We start from the raw sequence: 24234 nt of genomic DNA on the forward strand, positions 1-24234 counted from the left end.
GTGTGGGCACACCTTCCTTTTATTCTCCCCTGTCGTGATTAATCACAGTATAAAACATCTTTTCAATCCGTTCATGGTCTGTGGTTTGTCCAAGAATCCACATGGTTTTTACGACAATGGCCTCAGTTGTCATATTTCCTGCTTCCAATACACCGGGAATCTGAGAGAATTTTTTGCCTACTTCATAGCGGGAAAGATCGAGTCCTTCCTCTGGAACCTGTGTGGTGATTAAAAGAATCTTTCCGGCCTGTACCCACTCTTTTATGGCTTGATAAAAATCATCCTTTTCATACTCGGGAATTCCACCAATACCAAAAGTTTCAATTACAAGGGCATCATAATGGGATTTAAGCACCTGAAAGATTTCTGGACTGAGTCCAGGTGTCAGGCGCAGAACAAAAACCTTATTATTTAGCTTTGTATAAATTCTTGGTTTATGAGGAACCTCTTGCTTGGCCATAGAAGAGAAAATAATCTCGTCCTCTAAGAAGGTGGCAATAGGAGGAAGGTTCATACTTTCGAAAGCATTGTAGCTCTTTGTTCTTTGTTTTCTTACCCGGGTTCCGCAAATCACTTTGTTGTGAAACACAATGGATACGTGAGAAGCCTTTTCATGTATGGCGTACAAGACACTTTGGTAGATATTAAGTCTGGCATCCGTAAAGGGGTTGGAGATGGGCTTTTGAGACCCGGTGAGTACAATGGGTTTTTGGCTGTCTTGAATCAAGTAAGAGAGTGCCGCGGCGGTATATGCCATGGTATCCGTTCCATGTAAAACAACAAATCCATCATAGGAATCATACTCTTCTGTGATTTTTTTGGCAATAAGAAGCCAGTGATCAGGAGCCATATTACTACTGTCAATATTTAAAAGCTGAATCACTTCAATCTTACACAAAGAATTTACTTCTGGTACTTTTTCTAAAATATAATCCCCGGGAAGCTTAGGGCTTAGTCCCTTTTCAGTTGCTAAAGATGCAATCGTCCCACCGGTTGCAAGTAATAAAATTTTCTTCATGGTTTTTTCCTCTCAAAATGGTATATTTTCATCCTAACATAAAAAAAGTAGAAAAGAAATTCCAAATGGTCTATAATTGAATCGAACAAGAAGGAGAAAAGGAAATGAAAATTGAAATTGACACCCATACCCATACTTTGGTAAGTGGGCATGCATATAGCACGATGAATGAAATGGCTGTGGCAGCCAGGGAAAAAGGCCTCAAAGGAATTGCTCTTACGGAGCATGCACCGTTACTTCCAGGAAGTCCTCATTTTTATTATTTTCAAAACTTAAAGGTGGTTCCCCGGGAAAAATGTGGAATCCGCCTGTTTTTAGGAGTGGAGCTAAACATTTTAAATCAAAAAGGGGAAGTGGATTTAGCGCCAGAAATTCTGGAAATTTTAGATCTTCGTATCGCTTCTATACACGTACCTTGCTATGAAGGAGAAAGGACAGTAGACGCAATTACAGAGGCGTATTTAAGGGCAATGGAAAACCCCAATATTGACATCATTGGACATCCAGATGATGGGAGATTTCCAATTAATTATTATAGATTGGTGCAGGGAGCCGTTGCAACAGGGACTATTTTAGAAGTCAATAACACATCTCTGAGTCCAGAAAGCTTTCGTCAAAATGGCAGGGAAAACATATTGAATCTACTTCAGGAGTGTAAGGCACAAGGGGCTTTTATTGCCCTAGGAACAGATGCCCATGTGGACACAGCCATTGGAGAATATCCATACGTAATGGAGCTTTTAAAAGAGTCGGATTTTCCAGAGGAATTAGTTGTCAATACTTCGATTGAGAAATTAGAGAAGTATATAAAGAAGTAGACTTTATAGATTTAGTGTGTTAAAATGTAGAAGTAAAATTCAGGTAGACAAAGGGGACACTAAGAATATGAGTAAAAACGTTAGAACAGAAGCTGTTGATTACTTATTTGAAGCAATTCTCTCATTAAAAGATAAAGAGGAATGTTACACGTTTTTTGAGGATATCTGTACAATAAACGAGCTTTTATCTTTATCACAGCGCTTTGAAGTTGCGAAAATGCTAAGAGAGCATAAGACCTACTTGGAAATTGCGGAAAAGACGGGAGCCTCAACGGCAACCATCAGTAGAGTAAACCGGTCATTAAACTATGGAAATGATGGTTATGACATGGTTTTCCAGCGTATTGATAAGGAATAAAAAAACGTCGCGGACTGCGACGTTTTTTGTTGGAGATTTTATTCCTCATCCTCATTTAGAGAATCAATTAGTTTTTCAATAAAATACTTTTTAATATAAACATCAAAAGACAAAGAACAGATTAGATTGAAGTAGGTCAGATATTCTGCTTCGTTTTCTTCAAGGTTCAAGTTTTTGGTGTTTTTTGATACCCTTACATATGCTGACTTCAGCTCATCTGGAAGAGCATGCATTTGATCCATACAGATGTCAATTACATTTTCGTAAATTTCCGTAAGAGAAGTATCGGAGTTTTCATCAAAATACTTTTCTGTTAAAGGATTTAAAAGAGTTTCAATATCCTTTATAGACAAAATATTTTTAAAGTAATAAATAAAGGTGAGCACCAGCATATGATCTTTCGAGTATTTCTTTTTCACAGGTGGTGGAAGCAGGTTGTTTTTTGCATAGTTATTAATCATTGTTTTCGTTAGAATCTTATCCTCCTCATGGCGTTTTGAAGAGGAAAGATGGGTATCCATAAATGTGGTCACCTGATCCATATATAAATCAATGTCCGGGATGTTCTCCGATTTTACATAATTAATTTCTTTTAAGTCTTGAAGGATGGACAAAAACATTTTCTTGGTATCCTTTTCCATAGAGTGCCTCCTTACTAAATTCTCAATTCCCTTTGACAAGTAGTCATTATACCATTATTTCCCCTTCAATTAAAGAGAAATGACGAGACTTTTATTGCGTATTGGATGAAAAATCACTATAATGATAGTCAGTGCAATAAAAATGGGAGGTCAAATGTATGAAACCAAGGGTACTGTTGTTCAATTTGAAAGAGACAGAAAAAGGAAAGAACCTGGAACGAATTTTCACATTCTTGAAATATCAAGTTTTTTATCCAGTAAAGGATGATTACGATTATACTTTAGGGGAGCTGTCAGGACTGGATGAAATTCAAAAGGAGAGAATTTATACAGGGGAAGACTTTCAAGAGGAGTTGATGGTTCTTTACACGGAAACAGAAGACCAACTTAACCAGGCACTTTTCTTTATGCGGGAAGAAAAAGTTACTGTGGATTTAAAAGCAATGATTACTCCAACCAACCGAAAATGGAAGATTTTAGATCTCTACAAAGAGATTAAAGAAGAGCATGAATATATGAAAAAAATGAAAGAAGAAGGAAAATAGATTTGAGTATATATGATACATTAAATGAAAATCAAAGAGAAGCGGTATTTCACACAGAAGGCCCCCTTCTAATTCTGGCCGGTGCAGGTTCAGGAAAGACCAGAGTACTAACACACCGAGTAGCCTATTTGATTGAACAAGGGGTGATGCCTTACCATATACTGGCAATTACCTTTACCAATAAAGCGGCAGAGGAAATGAAGGAAAGAGTAGATGATATTGTAGGTGAAAATGGAGGAAGTATATGGGTGAGTACTTTTCACTCTATGTGTGTGCGGATCTTAAGGAGACATATTGACCGTATTGGCTTTGACACCAACTTCACTATTTATGATACAGATGATCAGAAGACCCTTATGAAGGAGGTTATCCGCCTTTTAAATATTGATACGAAAGTGTTTAAAGAGCGTATGCTTTTAAGCATTGTTTCCAGTGCTAAAAATGAGATGGTCAGTCCAGACGAATTTGAGCAAAGGATGGAAGGTGACTTCCAAAAGAAACGAATTGCCAAGGTCTATCGGGAGTATGAAAAGCAGTTGAAGAAAAATAATGCATTGGACTTTGACGATTTGCTTCTTAAAACAGTGGAGCTGTTGCAAAGGGATGAGGAAGTACGAAGCTATTACCAAGATCGGTTCCGTTATATCATGGTGGATGAATATCAGGATACCAATACGGTTCAGTTTGAATTGATTCGCATCCTGTCAGATAAATACCGAAATCTATGTGTAGTAGGTGATGATGATCAATCGATTTATAAATTCCGTGGTGCTAATATTCAAAACATTTTGAGTTTTGAGGATGTGTATAAAGATGCAAGAGTGATTAAGCTGGAGCAAAACTATCGCTCCACTCAGACGATATTAGATGCAGCCAATGCGGTGATTCAAAATAATAAGGGCAGAAAAGAGAAAGCTCTTTGGACAGATAACGGGCAAGGGGACGTCATTGCAATGAAGACCTTCGAGTCTGCTTATGAAGAAGCGGAATATGTTGTGGGAGACATTTCCCAGAAGGTTCGGGAAGGGAAAGAAGAGTATAAGGATAATGCCATCCTTTATCGTACCAATGCACAGTCCAGACTTTTTGAAGAAAAATTTGTCACTGCCGGCATTCCCTATAAGATTGTAGGGGGAGTAAACTTCTATTCCAGAAGAGAAATCAAAGATATTTTAGCTTATTTAAAAACCATTGATAATGGAAAGGATGATATTGCAGTACGAAGAGTGATTAATGTCCCCAAAAGAGGAATAGGACTTACCAGTGTAAACCGGGTACAGAATTATGCACAAGATAAAGATATCAGCTTTTATGATGCACTTTTAGGAGCAGACTTCATCCCGGACATTGGGCGGGGATTATCAAAGCTGGAGTCCTTTGTGGCTCTTATTGAGTATTTAAAAGGAGCAAAAGAAAAGCTAGGCCTTTTCGATTTTGTCAAAGAGATTCTGTCCAAAACAGAATATATTGAAAGCCTGGAACAAGAAGATCCAGAGGTTGCTCAGACGCGTATGGAAAATATTGATGAATTCATCAGTAAGGTGGCGGCCTATGAAGAGAATGCTATTGCTTCCGGAGAGCAGGCGAGTCTGTCTGGATTTTTAGAGGAAGTTGCCTTAGTAGCAGATATTGATTCTCTGGATGAAAGTCAGGATTATGTGATTCTTATGACTCTTCACAGTGCCAAAGGATTGGAGTTCCCAAGTGTTTATCTGACAGGGATGGAGGATGGACTTTTCCCAAGTTATATGACCATTGTGGCAGATGACAAGGATGAATTGGAAGAAGAGAGACGCCTTTGCTACGTAGGAATTACCAGGGCAAAGCAGCATTTAACTTTGACGAATGCAAAGCGCCGTATGATCAGAGGCGAAACCCAGTACAATAAAACCTCTCGTTTCTTAAAAGAAATTCCCCGTTATCTTATTGCCAAGGGAGCGGTGTTTGAAAGAGAGAAACCAGACCGGGATGGCTTTGGGTTCAAACCGAAAACGGGATTTCGGGAAAATCCTTTTAAGGAGCGGAAACCCATCAAGCAGTTTAATGTAAATGACAGTAGTGGTCCAGGATATGATGTGGGTGACCGGGTGCTGCACACCAAGTTTGGTGTGGGAACGGTTACCAATATTACGGCAGGAGGACGAGACTACGAAGTAACCGTGAATTTTGACACTGCAGGAGTCAAGAAGATGTTTGCGACTTTTGCAAAATTACAGAAGCAGTAATTGAGGTGTGAAAATTCTATAAATTTCTAGTATTTGTATACTGATAATGCTATAATAAAAATTAGTAAATAAAGAAAGGACGTGGGAGCATGAGTAAATTAGAAGATATTATCACAGCAACCAAGTTAAGCGAACTGGTAAATAAGAAGGACGACGAAAAAGTTGGAAAAAGAATTCTTTGGATCTTGGCAATCGTAGGTGCAGTAGTAGCAATTGCAGGAATTGCTTATGCAGTATACACATTCTTCGCTCCGGACTATCTAGAGGATTTCGAAGAGGATTTTGATGATGACTTTGACGATGACTTCTTCAAAGATGATGAGCCGGAAACAGTTGCAGTAACAGAATAGTTTTTTTGAATATTTAAAGGGGCTGTTGAGTAAGATAACGGTCCCCTTTTTAATGCACTCCAAAAAGGTGGATATAGAATAGAAGGATAAGAGGTTAGGATGAAAAAGAAAGAAATATACAATGGAATTGTAGAGAGTGTAGAGTTTCCAAATAAGGGAAGGGTAATCGTTGAAGGGGAAGAGAAACCCGTATTGGTTAAAAATGTACTGAAGGATCAAGAAGTGGAATTCCGTGTTCTAAAAATGCGGAAAGGAAAGGCAGAGGGTCGCCTTCTGCAGGTTACAAAAAACAGTCCCATAGAAATAGAGCCTCAATGTCAGCACTTTAATAGTTGTGGAGGGTGTTCTTACCAAAACCTTCCTTATGAGGAGCAGCTGAAGCTAAAAGAAAGCCAGGTAAAGGAGCTTCTGGATCCGGTCATTCGAGGTGAATATCTTTTTGAAGGAATTAAGGGGAGTCCCAGAGAAAGGGAATACCGAAATAAAATGGAATTTTCTTTTGGAGATGAAATCAAAGATGGACCTTTGTCTTTAGGAATGCATAAGCGAGGCAGCTTCCACGATATTGTGAATGTAGATGCCTGTCAGATTGTTGATGAGGATTTTAGGAAAATTCTTACAGCAACCAGGGAATATTTCACAGAGGAGAAAGTTCCTTTCTATCATCGCATGAAGCATACGGGATATCTCCGTCATTTATTGGTACGAAAAGGAATTAAAACGGGAGATATTCTGGTGGACTTGATTACCACGAGCCAGATTAACCGACAGGAAGATGCCTGGAAGGAGGTTCTCCTTAGTCTTGAGCTGAAAGGAAATTTAGTGGGAGTTTTGCATACGATTAATGACAGTGTGGCAGATGTGGTAAAGGATGAAGGAACCACAATTCTACAGGGTCAGGATTATTTTTATGAAGAGCTGTTAGGTTTGAATTTTAAAATCACTCCCTTTTCTTTTTTTCAAACGAATTCTCTGGGAGCTGAGGTGCTTTACGATGTCACCAGGGAGTATATTGGGGATACTCAGGGAAAGGTGATTTTCGATCTTTACAGTGGAACTGGAACCATTGCCCAGATTCTTTCTCCTGTTGCGGAAAAGGTGGTAGGAGTGGAGATTGTGGAAGAGGCGGTAGAGGCGGCGAAGGAAAATGGAGTTTTAAACAAGTTGACAAACTGTGATTTTTGGGCAGGGGATGTGCTAAAGGTTATTGATGAACTGGAAGACAAGCCAGATTTGATTATCCTTGATCCACCCAGAGATGGGATTCATCCAAAGGCGATTGGAAAGATTATTAACTTTGGGGTGGATAAGATGGTGTATGTGAGCTGTAAGCCTACGAGTCTTGCAAGGGATTTGGTGGCGCTGCAGGCAGGAGGATATCAGGTGGAGAAGGTTCAGTGTGTGGATATGTTTCCTGGGACGGTGCATGTGGAGACGGTATGCTTGATGTCTAAGGTCTCAGAATAAGGTGTGAGAAAAGCCTTGTTTCAAGGGATTTGTGAGGATTGATGGTTTTTGCAAGCGATGAGGAAATGGACAGAATATCGCTTCATGGAAACATATCAAAATCGAGAAAAGGTATAGTTTAGACTTTGATTTGGATGTCGGCAAAATTGAGTAGGCGATTTGGATGTTATGAAATTTTGCCTGACAGGTCAGTCGGATTTTAGATTATAGTTTAGGCTGTGGATTGGATGTCGGGAAATTGAATTAGTGATATGGATGTTGTTGAGATAAATAGATATTTAGGATTAATATGAGCACATTTACTATAAAAGAATATGATGAAGCACCTGCACCACAAGAGGCAACATTTCTAGATTTGGTTTATATCTATTGCATCTTTCGCAAGGATTTATTACTGCAAACATGAAAGTGAGAATTTTATGAGTACAAAAAAGCTAAATATCAAAGTAATTGTAATGTCCTATATCTTCTTTCTTTTAGGTTGGACTATCCGTGTCACTTGCATCAGTCTTTCGGGTTTAAATGAATATGCTGCATGGGCAATGGGATTTCTCATTCATTTTGTGTGGTGGTTCTTATTTGCATTGTTCATGGTTAGAAGATACAGCGGAGAGCTTCTTGTTTCATTAAAAGACATGATAAAAACTAAACCAAACATGAAAGTATTACTGCCTCTTTTGCTATTTGCCGTTGCATATAATGCAGCTGTGTTTTTTAATCAGGGTACTGGTTTTCATTTAGAGATGAAATTATATGACTTAATTATTACAATCCTGACGGTGGGGATTTTTGAAGAGGCTGTGTTTCGAGGCTGGTTCTTAAACGCAATAGCACGCTTTACCACTGAGCGTAAGGCAAATTTGATTTCTTCGGTCATGTTTGTGTTTATTCACTACCCGTCATGGATTTTTCATGGGTACGATACGGTAACAATTATAACCACAAGTATTTTGATGTATGGTCTCAGCTTAACATTTGGCTGGATATTTAGGAAAAATCGTTCCATTTGGCCAGGGGCAATCTTCCATTCGTTCTGGGACATGCTGTCATTTATCATGTAAAAACAAAAGTGTGGTAGGATGATATACAACGGCAAGTTGCCGGATGGCAAGCTGAAGTGGGAAGATTGGAATGAAGAGGTTTTAGTTTATCGGATAGTTTGGACCGTGGATTGGATGTTGGGGGATTGAGTGAGCGATATGGATAACAAGAGAAACTTGAAAGGAAAAAAGTGAGTAAACTATGGCCGAAAGACCTGCTTTAGACAAAACATTATGCGGAAAAACATTTCGTGATTTCTATTATTTAAAAGATGAGTTGGTAGATTTTTGTAGAAAAAATGGACTTCCTGTTTCAGGGGGGAAGATAGAAATAACAGATAGAATTGCCTGTTTTCTTGATACGGGTGAAATACCAGCAGCTTCAAAAACAAAGAGAAAAGTAGTAACGGAATCTGATATTACCGAGAATTCAAAAATAGAAACTGATTTTGTTTGTTCGGAAAAACACAGATCGTTTTTTAAAAAACATATTGGAAATGGATTTTCTTTTAATGTAGCTTTTCAAAAATGGCTGAAAAGTAATACGGGAAGAACGTATAAAGAAGCAATTGCTGCTTATCATCAAATCCTTAAAGATAAGAAAGAAGGAAAAACAAACATTGATAAGCAGTTTGAGTATAACACCTATATCCGAGCTTTTTTTACAGATAACCGAGGGAAAACTTTAGAGCAAGCGATTACATGTTGGAAATATAAAAAACAATTACAGGGTCATAACCGCTATGAACAGTCTGACCTAGTTGCTATGGATTGATAAATTCCAGTTTATACCCCATATCAACCGCAAAATAGCCATATTTTAGGCTGTGGATTGGATGTTGGGATTTTTGAGTGGGCGAGATGGATGACAAGGAGAATAATTAACATGGCAAAAAGAAAACAAATTGCTTCTTTAATAATAGGTTTTTTAGGTGCTATTATAGGATTGCTTTGCGTTTGGGCATTCAATCAATATTTACTCATAACACTGCCGTTGGCGTTGCGAATGATAACGATGATTATCGTATACTGGCTAATAGTATTAGTGCCAACTATATTAATGATTAATAATAAAGATACGCTAACTGATTATGGCTTTAACAAAAATAAAGTTGAATTGCAGATTATCTTAGGAGTATCTATTGGTATCGCCATGTCCTTAATACTCACTTTACTTCCGCATTTATTGGGTTTAGGTAAGAATGTCGACAACGGCAAGCGATATACACAGTTGTGGCAATTTTGTTATGAGTTTGTTTACTGTATTATAGCGGTTGGTTTCGTTGAGGAGTTTGTATTTCGAGGGTTTGTTTTTGAGAAAATAAAGCGTATTACCAATAAAAATACTATGGCGGTTATTGTTTCGTCTCTGCTTTTTGGAGTATTTCATTTTTTGAGCGGAAATATTGTGCAGATGATACTAACCGGTTTTATAGGCGCGTTTTTCTGTTTATGCAAATTGAAAATCAAAAATTGTTCAATGCTATCATTGGTAATCGCACACGGAATATATGATGCGCTAATTACCGTTTGGGCATCGGTGTTATTATAAAGTTAGTTGACGATTCGGCTGTCGCACGATAGTTTAAGCTGTGGATTGGATGTTGGGGAATTGAGTTAGCGATATGGATGACAGGAGGAAAACCAATGGATTGCATCATAAGAGAATGGAGAATTGAGGATAAAGTCGATTTGGCGAAAGTGCTAAATAATAAACATATTTTAGATAATTTGCGTGACGGACTACCATACCCATATACGGTAGATGATGCAGAGGAATATATTATTGCGATGTTGTCAGCCGACAAAACAAAAACCTTTGCGTTTGCAATAACCTTAAATGATGTAGTTATAGGCAGTATTGGTGCGTTTCGCTGTGATAATATTCATTTCAGAACTGCCGAAATGGGATATTATATAGGAGAGGAACAATGGGGAAAAGGTTACGGCACAAGTGCTGTGACATGGGTCTGCAACTATCTATTTGAACACACCGATATTATCAGAATTTTTGCGGAACCGTTTGCTTATAATATTGCCTCATGCCGTATTCTCGAAAAATCAGGATTTCAATTTGAGGGGACTTTACATAGCAATGCGGTTAAAAACGGACAAGTCATAGACATGAAAATGTATGCATTAGTAAAAGTATAAGGAGTTAGGGGGAGGTTATGATTCTTGATAACTTAAAAGCATTAAAAGATGATATGGTCAGCAAGAAGTGGACAATCTGTAGCTTCATCTTTAACTATAAAGAAATTGAATACATAGTACTTGTAAAGAGGTTTGTGGGAGCAGAAAAAAGGATTAGCGATTATGCTTTAGTCAAATTACACTTTATGAAGTCTGCTGACCTAAAAGACGATTTAGAAGTAGAAGCAAATAGTAATGGTTTGCTCATTGATTCAAAAAAATTACGTCAATACTTCGGAATAGAGTATCAAGAAAATCTTGGTGACGTTCTTCGTCAATTCACAGAACGTTTAGGAAATGAGATTCCACCATCTGTTCCTGATTCTGACAGTGTTTCACAAATTGAAAAAAAGGCAATGGTTCAATCTTTAAGTAAAAGTGATTCGGAAGATCCAAATAAAATCTATTGTACAAAAGTAAAAAGAAACCCAAATCAAGGGCAACGAAGTGAGTTTAATTCTGATAAAACGAAATTGCTGAGAGAATCTTTATTCGAACACTTTCGTAACAACTCAGAGATTAGTTTTTGTTATTCTTTGGACGCTGAAAAGGAAAATAATGATGCTGCTATTTTAAGAAACTTTGCAAATAACAATTCCATGTAGAAATGCAATAATACCCCCTGCCAACCACAAGGTCAGCAGGGGTTCATGCTACCTATGCCCTTATCCCTCAATCTCCACATTCCCCCCCGACTTGAACTCCACCGAGAACCTATCCGAGGAAACTGTAATCTTCCCAATCAGCCGCCTTACCAGCTTCTCATCAAATTCAGTTACCTCAGTCGGCTGGGATGCCACAAAATCCTGCAAATCGGTAATCCGGCTCAGCTTTTCATCCCGTGCGACAGTGTCGGATTCAGCCTTGTTTTTCAGTTCACGCAGGCGGAATATCTCATCGGAAACGGTGTCATATTCCTCTTTTTTATGTGCTTTTTTAAGAAGTTCGTGCTGCAGCTCATTCAGCCGTTCATCAATGCCCTCTGCCGAAGCGGCATCAGATTGCCGTACCGCAGCGGCGATATTCTGCTGAAGGGTCTTGATAAGGTTTTCTTTATCGCCAAGTGTTTGGTTAATCGCTTTCAGCACGATTTCCTCTAACAGCAGCTCGTTTACGGTGCGTGAGCGGCAGACATGACCGGTGCTTTCAAGTCGGCTGATGCACCGCCAGACGATGGACTTACAGCCGCGGTTATTCCAATGGATTCGGCGGTACATCTCCCCGCATTCGCCGCAGAAAACGATCTGGGCAAAACAGTGATTGCTGCTGTAACTGCGTTTCTTTCCGCTTGGGCTAGTATGCACTACCCGCCTGCGGATGAGTTCTTCCTGCACCAGCATATAGAGTTCTTTGGGAATAATGGCAGGGTGGTTATCCTCAATATAATATTGCGGTACAGTGCCGTTATTCTTAATTCGCTTTTTGCTCAGAAAATCAATGGTATAAGTCTTTTGCAGGAGAGCATCTCCCATGTATTTTTCATTGCGCAGGATTTTATTAATCGTGCTTGTGTGCCATTTAGGCTTTCCGGCACCGGTAAGGATGCCGTCTGCTTCCAGTCCTGCCGCAATCTTATCCATGCTCGATCCCTCAAGGTACTCACGATAAATCCGCTTTACGATTTCAGCGCCCTCGGGTTCGATGACAAGATTGCCGTCCGCATCCTTGGTGTAACCGAGAAAGCGTTTGTGGTTGATTTGCACTTTTCCCTGTTGGTAACGGTACTGAAGCCCCATTTTGATGTTCTGGCTTAAACTTTGGCTTTCCTGTTGTGCAAGGCTCGCCATAATCGTGAGCATCACCTCGCCCTTGGAGTCCATTGTATTTATGTTTTCCTTCTCGAAGAAAACGGGGATATTCTTATCCTTCAGCTGCCGGATGTATTTCAGACAGTCGAGCGTATTACGGGCAAAGCGAGAGATGGATTTTGTAATAATCATATCAATGTTTCCCGCTTCGCACTCATCAATCATGCGGTTGAACTCACTTCTCTTCCTCGTGTCGGTGCCGCTGATACCATCGTCTGCGAACACGCCAGCCATCACCCATTCGGGATTTTTGCTGATGTATTCGGTGTAATGGGCAATCTGTGCTTCATAGCTTGTAGCCTGCTCTTCGCTGTCAGTACTGACTCGGCAGTACGCTGCGACACGCAGTTTAGGCTTTTCTTCCTGCGGTCTGGCGGTATTTCCGATTTGTCGTCTGGCAGGAATGACCATAACATTTCCCACTTAATTCACCTCGCTTCCGATTAAACTGTAAAGATATTCCGCTTGCTTAAAAGGGTTATCAAAATGCTCCCTCACAGGCTTTACGCTAAACTGCGTGGGAATGACAATCTCTTTTTCCTTTGATACTTTATCAAGCCTGCCAAGCTTAGTGGCTCGTTTTATGAGTTCCTCCTGCGTCTTATCAAATAGATCTGCATCAATGATGGCGGGATAAAAGCTGTCGCCAAGGTAGCGGCGGTTAGTTAAAATTCGCTTTGCTGTGCCGTGGTATGTTTTAAGCCCCGCTTCTTTTGCGGCACCCGCAAGGCTTAATCCCGATAAGTAATGCCTATAAAGATTTCTGATTTTCTCTGCGGAAGCTCTATCAATGACCGTCATGCCGTTTTCTGTTTTGTAGCCTAACATAATTCACATCTTTTCCCGCAGTACCAAGCCGCATTTTAATTCAAAGCCGACGTCCTGTCTTGAATAAACGATAATGCGGCTTACGTGCCTGCTGAATAATTCTTCGTCAAAGCATAAAAGCATATTTGCTTTTTCCGCAAAGCGAAGCAGACTGTTTAACTCGCTGACTTTGGCATTGTCGTCAGTCGCACTGCCAGCTAACATTTGGGTCTCTCTGCGGTAATTCTCAGCCTGCATAAGAAGTTCGTTGTTTTCCTTTGTGTAAACAATCTTGTCGATATAGCCGCTTGTCATTAGCCTTGTCAGCGTTTCTCGCTGCTCTTTGTTTTTAAGAAGCAGGGTCTGAATTTCGTGGGTGCGATGAAGATTATTGTCTGTTCCATTTGACTTAAATTCCTCAAGCAGTGGCTTTAAAATCAGCTTATGGGCAAATATCAGCTTGTTCATCATGGTGATAAAAGCAAACTGCAAATCGTCATCTCGGATATACTTCATGGAGCATTTTTCTTTATCCTCGATATGGGTATTACAGCACCATGCCGCATAACTTTGTTCTTTTTGGTAATGCGTTCTGCGCTTGAAGGTGCTGTGACACTCGCCGCAGATGATTTTACCCGAAAATGCGTACCGTCTTTGATATTTGCCGCTGCCGGAGACGATGTTTTTCTCAGCGGCACGTGTTTCAAGCAAAGCCGCCGCAGTTTCAAAGTCCTCTTTGCTGATGATTGCTTCATGATGGTCAGCTACCATGTACTGATCACGCTCGCCGTTATTGGTGCGGCGCTTAAAACGACTGTCGGTATAGGATTTTTGAAAAATCACATCGCCGGTATATTTTTCATTCTTCAGCATTCCGTTAATGGTGGAAGCTGTCCATTTACCGCCTTTCTTGGTAGGCACACCGTCAGCATTAAGAGCATCAGCAATCGCTTTTGTGCCTTTACCGATTAGGACTTCAGCAAAAATCCTCTTAACAACACCGGCTTGCTCCGTGTTTACAATCATCTCTTCGCCGTTCCAATCGTATCCGTAAGGCGGATAGCTGATTTTGTAGGTACCGTTTTGAAAGCGGTTCTTAATCGACCACTTGTTATTAAGAGAAATGGAAGAGGACTCATCCTGCGACATACTGCTTAGTATCGCAAGGAAAAGTTCACTTTCCATAGAGCCTGTGTTGATGTTCTCCTTCTCAAATAGGACGGGAATATCAAGATCTAGCAGTTTTCGCACCAGTTCCAGGCAGTCGGTGGTGTTGCGTGAAAATCGGCTGATGGATTTCGTTATCACAAAATCTATTTTCCTATTCTCACAGTCTTTCATCATTTGCATCAGTGCCGTGCGGTTTTCAGCCGATGCTCCACTAATCCCCTCGTCAAAATATAGACCGGCAAATTCCCAGTCGTTACGAGCAGCGATATAGTTTTCGTAGTGTGATTTTTGCGCTTCAAGGCTTTCTAACTGGGCTTCGCTGTCTGTGCTGACACGGCAGTAAGCGGCAACACGCAGTTTCTTTTTGCTCTGGCTTTCTACAGCATCAATTTTTGTTATCCTTTTCAAGGTCTCACCTCGCTTTCCGTAGGTAACATATTCGCTCTAAAAGCAGATAATATCAAGTCAATTTGGGCATTATCTCAGCCAAAAACGGAGAGAAATCCTGCCGATTTAATTCGGTTATTTTGTTGTATTCACACAAAGAAATAAGCCCTTCATCAAGCATGGTTTTGATGATGATCTGCCCACGGTGATAATCAAACTCGGCTTGCTCCTGCGCCTTACTAATCTCGTACATTTTAATATCCTCCAGTCCGAGGGATTTCCCTCAAACTCCAAAGGACAGAAAAGTTTCATTTGAGTACCCAATCTGAATGAAATACATTCAGATGAAAAAAATAATGCCCACAGAAGTTTAAAACCTCTGTGGGCATTATCTTAGTTACAAAAAAAGAAGCTGCGCACTAATTACTATTTAGTGCGACAGCCCCTCTTATTGCAAATACGATAACCGTGATGCGCCGTTTTCGGCGGGACAATAGCACAATCGAACATAAGAAGAATCCCAGTGTCTATATTTCCCATTGAACCAGCCCCTGTTGCCGTGATAACCTTACGGTGAAAGGTGGGATGGAAGATGAATTTTTTTACAAGGATTTCTGGGAAGATATTAGATTTGATCAAGCTGAATCTGCTTTTTATCGTAAGCTGTATTCCGATTATTACAATAGGGGCGAGCACGACGGCTCTCTATTATAATCTACTGAAAATGGTGCGAGACGAAGAATCCTATTTGTTCCGCGACTATAAGAAATCATTTAAGGAGAACTTCCTACAGGCAACAACAGTATGGATGGTTCTACTTCTTGCGCTTATTATTATATACAATAATCTGGGATTTGTAGGAAAGATTACCGGATACGGATCGATAATCGGATATATGCTCCTTGCGCTTTTGGCGGGAGTGGCAGTAGTTATTTTATATGTGTTTCCATTGATTGCACGGTACCAAAACACCTCAAGACAGATGATACGAAATGCTTTCGTATTAGCGTTTACGAACTTAAAAACCACTGTGCTGATTGTCTTAAGTTGTGTGATGGCACCTTTACTTGTGATTGCAGATTATAAACTATTCCCGTATTATATTTTATATATGATTCTTATTGGAGTTTCAGGACCTGCGTATTTGTCTTCCATTTTGTTTCGGAAAATGTTTGACAGATTAGAGGGAGAGGATGGAATACCTCATGAGAGAAAGAGTAAAGAACCGGTTTAGAGACCTGAAAATTTTTTATAAAGTGCTTCTTGCATGCCTAAGCATGACCATATTGATCTCATTGGTATCCGGTGGGATTACTTATTTTATTGCCTCAAAAATCGTGCTGAATAAAACCATTGAACAAACCCAGGAGACCATCCATCAGCTTGTAGACAATTACGATGCCTTTATGGAACTGATGAATTACAGGGTGAATACGATTGCGTTTAACGAAACCGTGCAAGAGGAACTTCGGGAAGAAGAGGATGAGGAGACGAAAAGTCTGCAAACAGAGAGTTATTACAGTAGAGCGAGAAGGGTAAACCGTCTTCTGGTACAGATGTTTTATAGCATCCAGATGGAGGACATTGAGATTTATGGTGAAGGCAACCGGGTCTATTTTTGTTCTGCCAATGATACGGATAAGCCATTCTTAGAAAATGAAGATAAATTAATAGAAAGTGCGCGAAATGAAAAGGGCGGAATCGTTTATTATAATGATTTAGAGGAAAGCGGATGTATCCAGGTTGTGAAGCAGATTAAAGATAACTTGACGATGACACCCCTTGGTGTGCTTCGCATAGGAGTACGTACATCTGCGCTGGAGCGCATTCAAAAAGACATCAATTTTGGTTCGGAAGGAAAGGTACTCCTATTAGATCAAAACAATGAAATCATACTGGGAGATCACATAGAGCTTTCCAAGCAGGCGGAAGAGCTTTTTACGGATTGGTACGGAAACTTCCAATACGAAGAGAATAACGAGACTTATCAGATTGTGTATGCAATATCCGAAGACACAGGGTGGAAAACCGTCGGTATTTTTCCGAGAGAAGTTATTACCAATTCCACATCTCCGGTGCAGCTGGCAACGATTGCATCCGTAACCACCGGGATTATTTTAAGCATTATTTTATCCATTCTTATGTCACGTATGATGTCAAATCCGATTCGGAAAACGGTAGGGGCATTAAAGGATGTGTCAAAGGGAGACTTTTCCGTACGATTAGAAGATGCAAGAAAAGATGAATATGGGGAGCTCAATCAGGAGTTTAACCATACCATTGAACAAATGGAAAACCTGCTGGATGAAATCAGTGAAAGCAGGCTTCTTAATAAGGAGATGGAGTTTAAGGCGCTGCAGGCTCAGATCAATCCTCATTTCCTATACAATGCTTTAGATACGGTGAGCTGGATGGCAAGGGCAAAAGGAGAAGAGGATATCAGCGACTTGGTGACGGCAGTGAGTAAGCTGCTTCGGATTAGCATCAGCAACAAAGAAGAGATGTTTACGATTGAAAAGGAATTGCTATACGTAAAGGATTATCTCTATATTCAAAAGACACGATATAAAAACAGGTTTGAGGTGCAGTATACCATCGATAATCGGATACTGTCTCATAAGGTTCCAAAGCTTACGCTGCAACCGATTGTGGAAAATGCCATTGTACACAGCGTTGAAATGAGCAGTAAGAAGACGATGCTTCATATCTCCGGATATATGGAGGGTGAGGATATTTATCTGGAAATCGAAGATACCGGAATCGGTATGGAGAAAGAGACACTGGATCATTTATTAAAACCCAGCAAAGAGAAGGTGAATCTTAAAACAACTCATACAGGACTGGGACTTTACGCCGTGGATCAGCGTTTGAAATATTTGTTCGGCGATGATTATGGAATTACGGCAACCTCAGTTTTGGGTGAAGGTACAACGATAAAAGTTAGAATAAAGGGAGAGGCTTAGATGGAGTTAAAGGTTCTTATTTTAGACGACGAGGAGATTATACTGGAGGGATTGTGTTCTTTTCCTTGGGAAAGATACGGATGTAAGGTAAGCGGTAAGGCGACAAACGGTCTGGCGGGTCTGGAGGAAATAAAGAAGCAGGAACCGGACTTAATCGTTAGCGACATTAAGATGCCGGAAATGGACGGGCTTGCATTTGCAAAAGAAGCGAGAGCTCTGTTGCCTGATGTGGAAATTGTATTTTTGACGGGATATGATAATTTTGAGTTTGCACGAAAAGCGATTAAAATCTCTGCGGCAGAATATTTATTAAAACCGGTGGATATGAAAGAAATGCATCATGTGGTGGAGAAAATCACGACGAAGATCTATGGAACAAGGCAAAAGATTAGTGACTATAAGGAATTGCGTAAAAAGTATAAGGAAGCCCTGCCGGTTGTAAAGAATAAGGTTATTTCCGATTTGATTCATGGAAGGTATAGCGATTATTCTAATATAAAGCGACGCCTTTCTTCTTTTAACATTTATCTGCGGCAGTTTGCTGTCCTTTACGGACGGCCTCATACGATAAACCGTGATGTACAGATGGATTTGGACGAAGATTTGTTTAACTTCGTTATCTGCAATGTATGCGAGGAGATTTTAGAAAAGTATGGTGCGAAAGTCTATTACGAAATAGGTGCCATGGGTTACTGTTTCTTAGTATCCTTTTCCCAGGTGATTGATTCTGTGGATTGTGAGAAGAAGTGCATTGATGCATGTGAGGAAATGAAGGAGTCCTTGAAGGAAGTCCTGCAGATGGACATTTCTTTCGGTGTCAGCAATTCGTCCTTAGATGTCAGTCTTTTGAGCGAGGCCTATTCCCAGGCAGTAGATGCATGTGAGCGGTGTGCATATCTGGGAGAAGAGTCTGAGGTTTTGGCATATGCAGACGTAGTGGATTTAAAGCGTTCTTCCTGGCAGTTAAACGACGGGGAAAAGAATCGTATTTTATCGGAGCTAGTGCGGGGAAATGTTGAAACGGCTAAGATGTTTATTTCCCAGGTATTTATGCGATGTGATGAAATAGAGGCCTCAAAATTTTCGGCTATGGAACTGCTCATGACTTGTTACCGTTATTTAAATAATGGGATTACAGCGGCGGAGGAAAAGAAGGAGCGATATTCGATTCTCTCGGAAAGCTTAAAGAAGATTCACAACAGTTATACAAAGAACGGAGCTGTGGATGTTTTAAAGAATGCGCTGATGTACTTTTCAAATCTAAACAGCGGTGCAACCATCAATCGAAATGAACACATGGCAGGGCGGATTTACGAATACGTAGAGCATAACTATATAGAGGATTTATCTCTCGATTTTTTAGCAGATCAGTTTAAGATGAGCAAGACTTATATCAACCGTCTTTTGAAAAATTATTGCGGGAAAAGCTTTCTGGAGGTATTGGTTGATATGCGGATGAAAAAGGCGGAGCAGCTCTTAGTCTCAGGCGAAATGAAGGTATATGAGATTGCCAAGAGTGTTGGATATCACGATCAAAGTTACTTTATCAGAGTGTTTAAGAAATATTACGGTGTGACTCCCAATGCCTATAAAAAAATATAAAAGGGTAAAAAAGGACACGGAAAAAATTGAGGTGTTCTTTTTTTATAGAAACAGTGTTCATATGTACACTTTTTATTCTTTTTTTGGATATTTATGCAATGAATGGGTCGATATAATGAATTCAACTTACAAATAGTTAATTCTGACAAAAGAACAGGAGGAAAGAAATGAGAAAGAAAAGATTATTGGCGGTACTGCTGACACTGGTTATGACGGCATCCATGATACTCACAGGATGTAGCGGAAATAGCACAGGAGATGAAGGCGGAAGTAAAAAGGGTGAACGAAAGAGAATATCGGTACTCCTAAGAGCGAGTGAGTCTCATCCGAAGTATATTATGCTGAAAAAGCTTTTAACAGAGTTTAGTGAGGAAAATGGATTGGACGAACCGGAGTTTGAACTTGTAGTTTCAGACGCGGATTACGTAACGAAATTACAGCTTTATATCAACAGTAATTCTCTGCCGGACATCTATGGAGGTGCAAACGGTGCCCTTTCAAAAGCAGCAAAGGATATTGATGGCATCGTCAATATAGGAGAGGAACTGGAACGTGTGGGAATGAAGGACACGATGAACGAAGCGGTATACGATTTCTTTGTAGACAATGAAGATGGAGAAGTATATTTATTTCCGGAATGCTTGAACTGTGAATTCTTCTTCTATCGGAAAGATATTTTCGAAAAATACAATCTGGAAACTCCTACAACATGGGATGAGTTTCTTGCAGTATGTGAAACATTGAAAAGCAACAATGAAGTACCTTTAATCGTTGCAGGTCAGGAAAACTGGCAGTTGATGCGTTATCTTTCTTTTGCACCATGGAGAGTGACAAAAGATGGGTTTATCACAGGGTATATGAGTGGTGAAGAAACATTTGGAGAAAATGAATCTGCACAGACTGGAGTGGAACTTTTAAATGAGCTTGGAACCAAAGGGTATTTTCAAGGCGGATTCTTAAGCACGGATTATACAGCAAGTAAGGATTTGTTCTTCGGAGGAACGGGGGCTATGTATTACAGTGGATCTGGACAGATTCAAGATGCAAGCGCTAAATACGACAGCGGTGAGTTGGGATTCTTCCCGGTACCGGATGTAGATGGAATGGAAAACATGGACACAAATGTACCAATCCATGGTGGATTCGGTACGGCATTTAACAAAGGAACTTATGACGAAACAATGCAGTCATTTTTCGAATACATGTGTAAAAATTACACAAGAGTATGCTACGAGGATGCGAAGGTATTTTCACCCTTTAACGAGGAAATCCCAGAAGGATTAGATGCTTTATTCTATGATTTGCAGCCATTGTTTGAAACTGCTTCCGATGCATGGGTTTCATGGGATGACAAACTGGATTCAGCAACACTAACCAGCATCGTAGACGAACAGCAGAAGTTGGCACAAGGAACCGTTAACCTGGAAGATTTTGAGAAGACGGTAGATGGCTTTATCACGAAGTAAAGAATGAAAGAGGGAAGATTATGCAAAAAGCATTTGGACGAAAAAAAGTTTTGGCAATGTTTTTGACACCGGCTCTCGTTGTTTACATCGCATTTGTTGTGGTCTCGGTTGTATGGGCAGCGTATTACAGCTTTTTTGACTGGAGCGGAGTGGGTGAGAAGACATTTATCGGTATCCAAAATTACATACAGCTTTTCACTAAAGACCCTATTTTCTGGAAAACAGTATTACATACGATTATATACACGATTATCTGTGTAGCAATACAAGTATTTGGCGGACTTCTGTTTGCAGTTTTTCTCACAAGGATAAATAAGGGAAGAGCAATCTTACAAACTTTATATTATGTACCGGTTGTCATATCATCGGTTGCAATCTGTCAAATATTCAGTAAGCTATTTTCGGTGACGCCAACAGGAGTTGTTAATGCGGTTCTAAGTAACTTAAGCTCTAAATTTGCAATGTTTGAATGGATCTCAAACGCAGATGTATCCCTTTACCTTGCGGCATTTGTGGAAGGATATAAGTATCTTGGACTCTACATGGTTATTTTCTACGCGGCATTAATCGGAGTCCCAAAAGAGCTGGAAGAAGCGGCGATTGTGGATGGGGCAAATGTGGTGCAGCAGTACTGGAAGGTAAAGATTCCTTATATCAAACCGGTGATTATTGCAAACTGTGTATTGGTTTTAAATGGTTCCCTTCGTTCCTTTGATATTTCTTACTTACTGACAAAAGGGGGACCGGGAAATGCATCGGAGCTTATGTCCACATATATGTATAAGCAGGCATTTTCCAGTATGAAATATGGATATGGAAGCGCGATTGCAATCGCAATCGTCATTATATGTCTTCTAATTGGGTTTGTATTCAGGCGATTCACGGAAAGGGGCGACGAAAATGAATAAGAAAGGAAAAAAGACGCTCTTTACCGGAATCAAGATTATTATTGCAGGACTTTTATTAGTCCTGCAGGTATACCCAATCTTTTATGTGGTTACTTCGAGTATGAAGACGACGGAAGATTTTCAACAGCTGGCATCCTATGCACTACCTTCGACACTTAATTTTGATAATTACATCAAGGTATTTACAACCAGTTCGATGTCAACGTATTTTAAGAACAGTGTCATTATCACAATTGGCGTTTTGGTGCCATTATTGATTATTAGTTTAATGGCAGGGTTTGCCTTAAGCAAAATCAAGTTTAAAGGGAACAAAAAATTATTTAGCTTCTTGATGCTGGGGCTTATGCTTCCTTTCCAGGTTGCATTAATTCCACTGTTTACCATATTCAATCAATTAGGAATATTAAATACGTATCCGGCAGTTATCCTGCCTCAGATTGCGTTTTCCCTATCCTATTCCATCCAGCTGTTTTACTCCTTCAGTAAGTTCTTGCCGGATGAAATGATTGAGGCGGCCATCATAGACGGCTGTTCCCCTTTTAAGACGTTTGTAAAGATTATTATTCCCATGTCCACCAATTCTATTTTAACAGTGGCAACCATGCAGGGTGTTTTCACATGGAATGACTTTATCAATGCATATACATTTACAAAATCGACAGCGATGAAAACGGTAACCCTTGGTTTAAATGACTTCGTCGGGTTTATGGGCACGACAGACTGGGGCGCAACCTTTGCGGCGATTACCGTGACAGTATTACCTACATTTATATTTTATTTTATTACAAGCAAGAGTATGTTAAGCGGCCTTACGGCCGGATCCGTTAAGGGATAGAAAGCGAGGATTATTATGAAATTATTTTATCAGTTTCCCGAAACTTGGTTTGGCGATTGTATGCCATTTGGACATGGGGACGAGTTCTTCTTGTATCACCAAAGAGATACCAGAAAACCAGGACCTTTTGGAGAACCATTTGGATGGGATTTGGCAACAACATCCGATTTCGTAAACTACAAGGATTGCGGAGTTGCAGTCCCAAGAGGAACGGATGAGGAACAGGATCAGTTTATTTTTGCCGGCAGTGTATTTGAAGCAGAGGGTAAATTCCATATTTTCTACACCGGATACAACAGAGATTTTCCAAAGCAGGGGAAGGCATCCCAGGTATTAATGCACGCAACCTCAGACGACTTATACAACTGGGTTAAGACAGATGATAAGCTAACCTTTGTACCGCAAGAAGGGTATGACCCGGATGATTGGAGAGATCCATTTGTGGTATGGGATGATGAAAGACAAGAGTACCTTTTAATATTAGGCGGAAGAAAGAGGGGACCGAAAACGAAGCAAAGCGGAAGAACGGTTAAATTCACATCGAAGGATTTGCAAAACTGGGAGTTTAAAGGTGATTTTTGGGCACCGGGACTGTATACGATGCATGAAATGCCGGACTTATTCAAAATCGGAGACTGGTGGTATCACATCGTAACGGAATACAGTGACCGTTCGAAAATGATTTACCGCATGAGCAAGAGTCTTGATGGCCCATGGATTGCACCAAAGGACGATGCTTTTGACGGACGTGCCTATTATGCAGGAAGAAGCTTTGAACTGAAAGGACAAAGAGTTCTTTTTGGATGGGTACCCACAAAAGAAGATGATGATGACAAGAACAACTTCGAATGGGGTGGTACTTTCGTGCCTCATGAGATTTATCAACGAGAAGATGGATCTCTCGGTGTAAAGATTCCAGATACTATTGTAGAAGCATTTGAGGAAAAGAGAAGTATTGACGATACCGTTATTGAAGCACCAGCAGATGGCAGAGAGAGCCAGGCATTTGCAAAAGACTTAGGAGACGTCTATTACTTTGAGGCAGATGTCACCTTTTCCAAAGGAACCAGATCATTTGGAATTCGAATGATGGAAAATCCGGAGACAGAACAATCTTATCAATATATTTTCCAAGTAATGGAAAACAGATTCGTATTTGAAAAGAATCCAAACTGGCCGTGGCCAAGCTGCATGAATATCGGACTGGAGAGACCAATTGATTTAGAGACAGAGAAAACTTATCATATCCAGTTAATCGTAGATGATACTATTTCAGTTCTCTACGTGGATGGTGTTGCGATGTGCTCCCGGATGTATGAAGAATTAGGAAACCAGCTATCACTCTTTGTAACAGATGGAAAAATGGAAGTAAAAAATATTAAGGTTTCGAATACTTTAAAACAATAATACAAAACCACAAGCTAACAAAAGAGAAAAATGTTAGCTTGTGGTTTTACAATTATTGGCTCTATGTCAAGTGTTGGGGTGGGATGCTAACGCATCCTGCTCTGGCTCAGGCATAGAGCCGTTTTTAATGTTTCATGGGCATATGCCTATTTTTAGATACACAAATAAAACCTACCACCAAATGTGATTGAATCTTAGTCACAATGTAATATTCGGTTGCGAAATC

The 24234-nt window shown here is 40.0% G+C and carries 24 protein-coding genes; 18 read left to right on the top strand and 6 right to left on the bottom strand.

Annotated elements, in window-relative coordinates; translation table 11 throughout:
• Positions 1–19: 19 nt before the first annotated feature.
• On the bottom strand, positions 20–1018 hold the full coding sequence (locus tag NHH15_RS07880; RefSeq protein WP_262066105.1) for an asparaginase: 999 nt from the start codon (positions 1016–1018) through the stop codon (positions 20–22).
• Between the two features lie 104 nt (positions 1019–1122).
• Here NHH15_RS07880 and NHH15_RS07885 point away from each other — a divergent pair, with 104 nt between their 5' ends.
• Both NHH15_RS07885 and NHH15_RS07890 read left to right on the top strand, forming a co-directional pair.
• Positions 1123–1836, top strand: a complete 714-nt coding sequence (locus NHH15_RS07885) for a phosphatase (RefSeq protein WP_262066106.1) — start codon at positions 1123–1125, stop codon at positions 1834–1836.
• 67 nt (positions 1837–1903) lie between these two features.
• Positions 1904–2194 (top strand): YerC/YecD family TrpR-related protein, encoded by a 291-nt coding sequence (locus NHH15_RS07890; RefSeq protein ID WP_262066107.1) that lies wholly within the window; start codon positions 1904–1906, stop codon positions 2192–2194.
• 38 nt (positions 2195–2232) lie between these two features.
• Here NHH15_RS07890 and NHH15_RS07895 read toward each other — a convergent pair whose 3' ends face one another.
• Complete coding sequence (locus tag NHH15_RS07895) at positions 2233–2835, bottom strand: DUF1836 domain-containing protein (protein WP_262066108.1); 603 nt, start codon at positions 2833–2835, stop codon at positions 2233–2235.
• A gap of 158 nt (positions 2836–2993) precedes the next feature.
• Here NHH15_RS07895 and NHH15_RS07900 point away from each other — a divergent pair, with 158 nt between their 5' ends.
• The 9 genes from NHH15_RS07900 to NHH15_RS07940 all read left to right on the top strand — a co-directional run bounded on the left by NHH15_RS07900 (position 2994) and on the right by NHH15_RS07940 (position 11260).
• Positions 2994–3380 carry a DUF3783 domain-containing protein gene (locus NHH15_RS07900; protein ID WP_262066109.1) on the top strand — a complete coding sequence of 129 codons (387 nt, stop codon included), beginning with the start codon at positions 2994–2996 and terminating at the stop codon, positions 3378–3380.
• A gap of 2 nt (positions 3381–3382) precedes the next feature.
• A complete protein-coding gene (gene pcrA, locus NHH15_RS07905; protein WP_262066110.1) occupies positions 3383–5605 on the top strand; it encodes a DNA helicase PcrA in 2223 nt (740 codons plus the stop codon).
• Positions 5606–5694: 89 nt separating this feature from the next.
• Positions 5695–5955, top strand: coding sequence for a DUF4366 domain-containing protein (locus NHH15_RS07910; RefSeq protein ID WP_262066111.1), 261 nt, complete (start codon positions 5695–5697; stop codon positions 5953–5955).
• Between the two features lie 99 nt (positions 5956–6054).
• Positions 6055–7422 carry a 23S rRNA (uracil(1939)-C(5))-methyltransferase RlmD gene (gene rlmD, locus NHH15_RS07915; RefSeq protein WP_262066112.1) on the top strand — a complete coding sequence of 456 codons (1368 nt, stop codon included), beginning with the start codon at positions 6055–6057 and terminating at the stop codon, positions 7420–7422.
• 419 nt (positions 7423–7841) lie between these two features.
• On the top strand, positions 7842–8483 hold the full coding sequence (locus tag NHH15_RS07920) for a CPBP family intramembrane glutamic endopeptidase (protein WP_262066113.1): 642 nt from the start codon (positions 7842–7844) through the stop codon (positions 8481–8483).
• A 181-nt stretch (positions 8484–8664) separates the two neighbouring features.
• Complete coding sequence (locus NHH15_RS07925; protein ID WP_262066114.1) at positions 8665–9237, top strand: SAP domain-containing protein; 573 nt, start codon at positions 8665–8667, stop codon at positions 9235–9237.
• A gap of 111 nt (positions 9238–9348) precedes the next feature.
• Entirely contained in the window at positions 9349–10014 is a 666-nt protein-coding gene (locus NHH15_RS07930; RefSeq protein ID WP_262066115.1) for a CPBP family intramembrane glutamic endopeptidase, read from the top strand.
• 95 nt (positions 10015–10109) lie between these two features.
• A complete protein-coding gene (locus NHH15_RS07935) occupies positions 10110–10616 on the top strand; it encodes a GNAT family N-acetyltransferase (RefSeq protein WP_262066116.1) in 507 nt (168 codons plus the stop codon).
• Positions 10617–10633: 17 nt separating this feature from the next.
• Positions 10634–11260 carry a DUF6037 family protein gene (locus NHH15_RS07940; protein WP_262066117.1) on the top strand — a complete coding sequence of 209 codons (627 nt, stop codon included), beginning with the start codon at positions 10634–10636 and terminating at the stop codon, positions 11258–11260.
• A 60-nt stretch (positions 11261–11320) separates the two neighbouring features.
• Here NHH15_RS07940 and NHH15_RS07945 read toward each other — a convergent pair whose 3' ends face one another.
• The 4 genes from NHH15_RS07945 to NHH15_RS07960 are packed head-to-tail and all read right to left on the bottom strand — an operon-like array spanning position 11321 to position 15080.
• Positions 11321–12886 (bottom strand): recombinase family protein, encoded by a 1566-nt coding sequence (locus tag NHH15_RS07945; RefSeq protein WP_429060211.1) that lies wholly within the window; start codon positions 12884–12886, stop codon positions 11321–11323.
• Complete coding sequence (locus NHH15_RS07950; RefSeq protein WP_262066118.1) at positions 12887–13291, bottom strand: recombinase family protein; 405 nt, start codon at positions 13289–13291, stop codon at positions 12887–12889. It abuts the gene before it with no gap.
• 3 nt (positions 13292–13294) lie between these two features.
• Positions 13295–14848: a recombinase family protein gene (locus NHH15_RS07955; protein ID WP_262066119.1), complete on the bottom strand. Its 1554-nt coding sequence runs from the start codon at positions 14846–14848 to the stop codon at positions 13295–13297.
• Positions 14849–14900: 52 nt separating this feature from the next.
• On the bottom strand, positions 14901–15080 hold the full coding sequence (locus NHH15_RS07960; RefSeq protein ID WP_262066120.1) for an SHOCT domain-containing protein: 180 nt from the start codon (positions 15078–15080) through the stop codon (positions 14901–14903).
• Positions 15081–15419: 339 nt separating this feature from the next.
• On the opposite strand from NHH15_RS07960, the gene NHH15_RS07965 reads away from it, so the two are divergent.
• The 7 genes from NHH15_RS07965 (at position 15420) to NHH15_RS07995 (ending at position 24008) form a co-directional block, all read left to right on the top strand.
• Positions 15420–16061, top strand: coding sequence for a YesL family protein (locus tag NHH15_RS07965; protein ID WP_262066121.1), 642 nt, complete (start codon positions 15420–15422; stop codon positions 16059–16061).
• Positions 16033–17790, top strand: coding sequence for a cache domain-containing sensor histidine kinase (locus NHH15_RS07970; RefSeq protein ID WP_262066122.1), 1758 nt, complete (start codon positions 16033–16035; stop codon positions 17788–17790). The genes NHH15_RS07965 and NHH15_RS07970 overlap by 29 nt, the downstream gene beginning before the upstream one ends.
• Positions 17791–19392, top strand: coding sequence for a response regulator transcription factor (locus tag NHH15_RS07975; RefSeq protein WP_262066123.1), 1602 nt, complete (start codon positions 17791–17793; stop codon positions 19390–19392). It begins immediately after the preceding gene.
• 167 nt (positions 19393–19559) lie between these two features.
• Complete coding sequence (locus tag NHH15_RS07980; protein ID WP_262066124.1) at positions 19560–20858, top strand: ABC transporter substrate-binding protein; 1299 nt, start codon at positions 19560–19562, stop codon at positions 20856–20858.
• Between the two features lie 20 nt (positions 20859–20878).
• Entirely contained in the window at positions 20879–21766 is an 888-nt protein-coding gene (locus NHH15_RS07985; RefSeq protein WP_262066125.1) for a carbohydrate ABC transporter permease, read from the top strand.
• A complete protein-coding gene (locus NHH15_RS07990; protein WP_262066126.1) occupies positions 21759–22601 on the top strand; it encodes a carbohydrate ABC transporter permease in 843 nt (280 codons plus the stop codon). Before NHH15_RS07985 ends, NHH15_RS07990 begins: the two co-directional genes overlap by 8 nt.
• A gap of 15 nt (positions 22602–22616) precedes the next feature.
• The gene (locus NHH15_RS07995) at positions 22617–24008 is read left to right on the top strand and encodes a family 43 glycosylhydrolase (RefSeq protein ID WP_262066127.1); all 1392 of its coding nucleotides are present in this window, start codon (positions 22617–22619) and stop codon (positions 24006–24008) included.
• Positions 24009–24234 lie beyond the last annotated feature (226 nt).

The organism is Aequitasia blattaphilus, from assembly GCF_024721305.1.
Taxonomy (GTDB): domain Bacteria; phylum Bacillota; class Clostridia; order Lachnospirales; family Lachnospiraceae; genus Aequitasia; species Aequitasia blattaphila.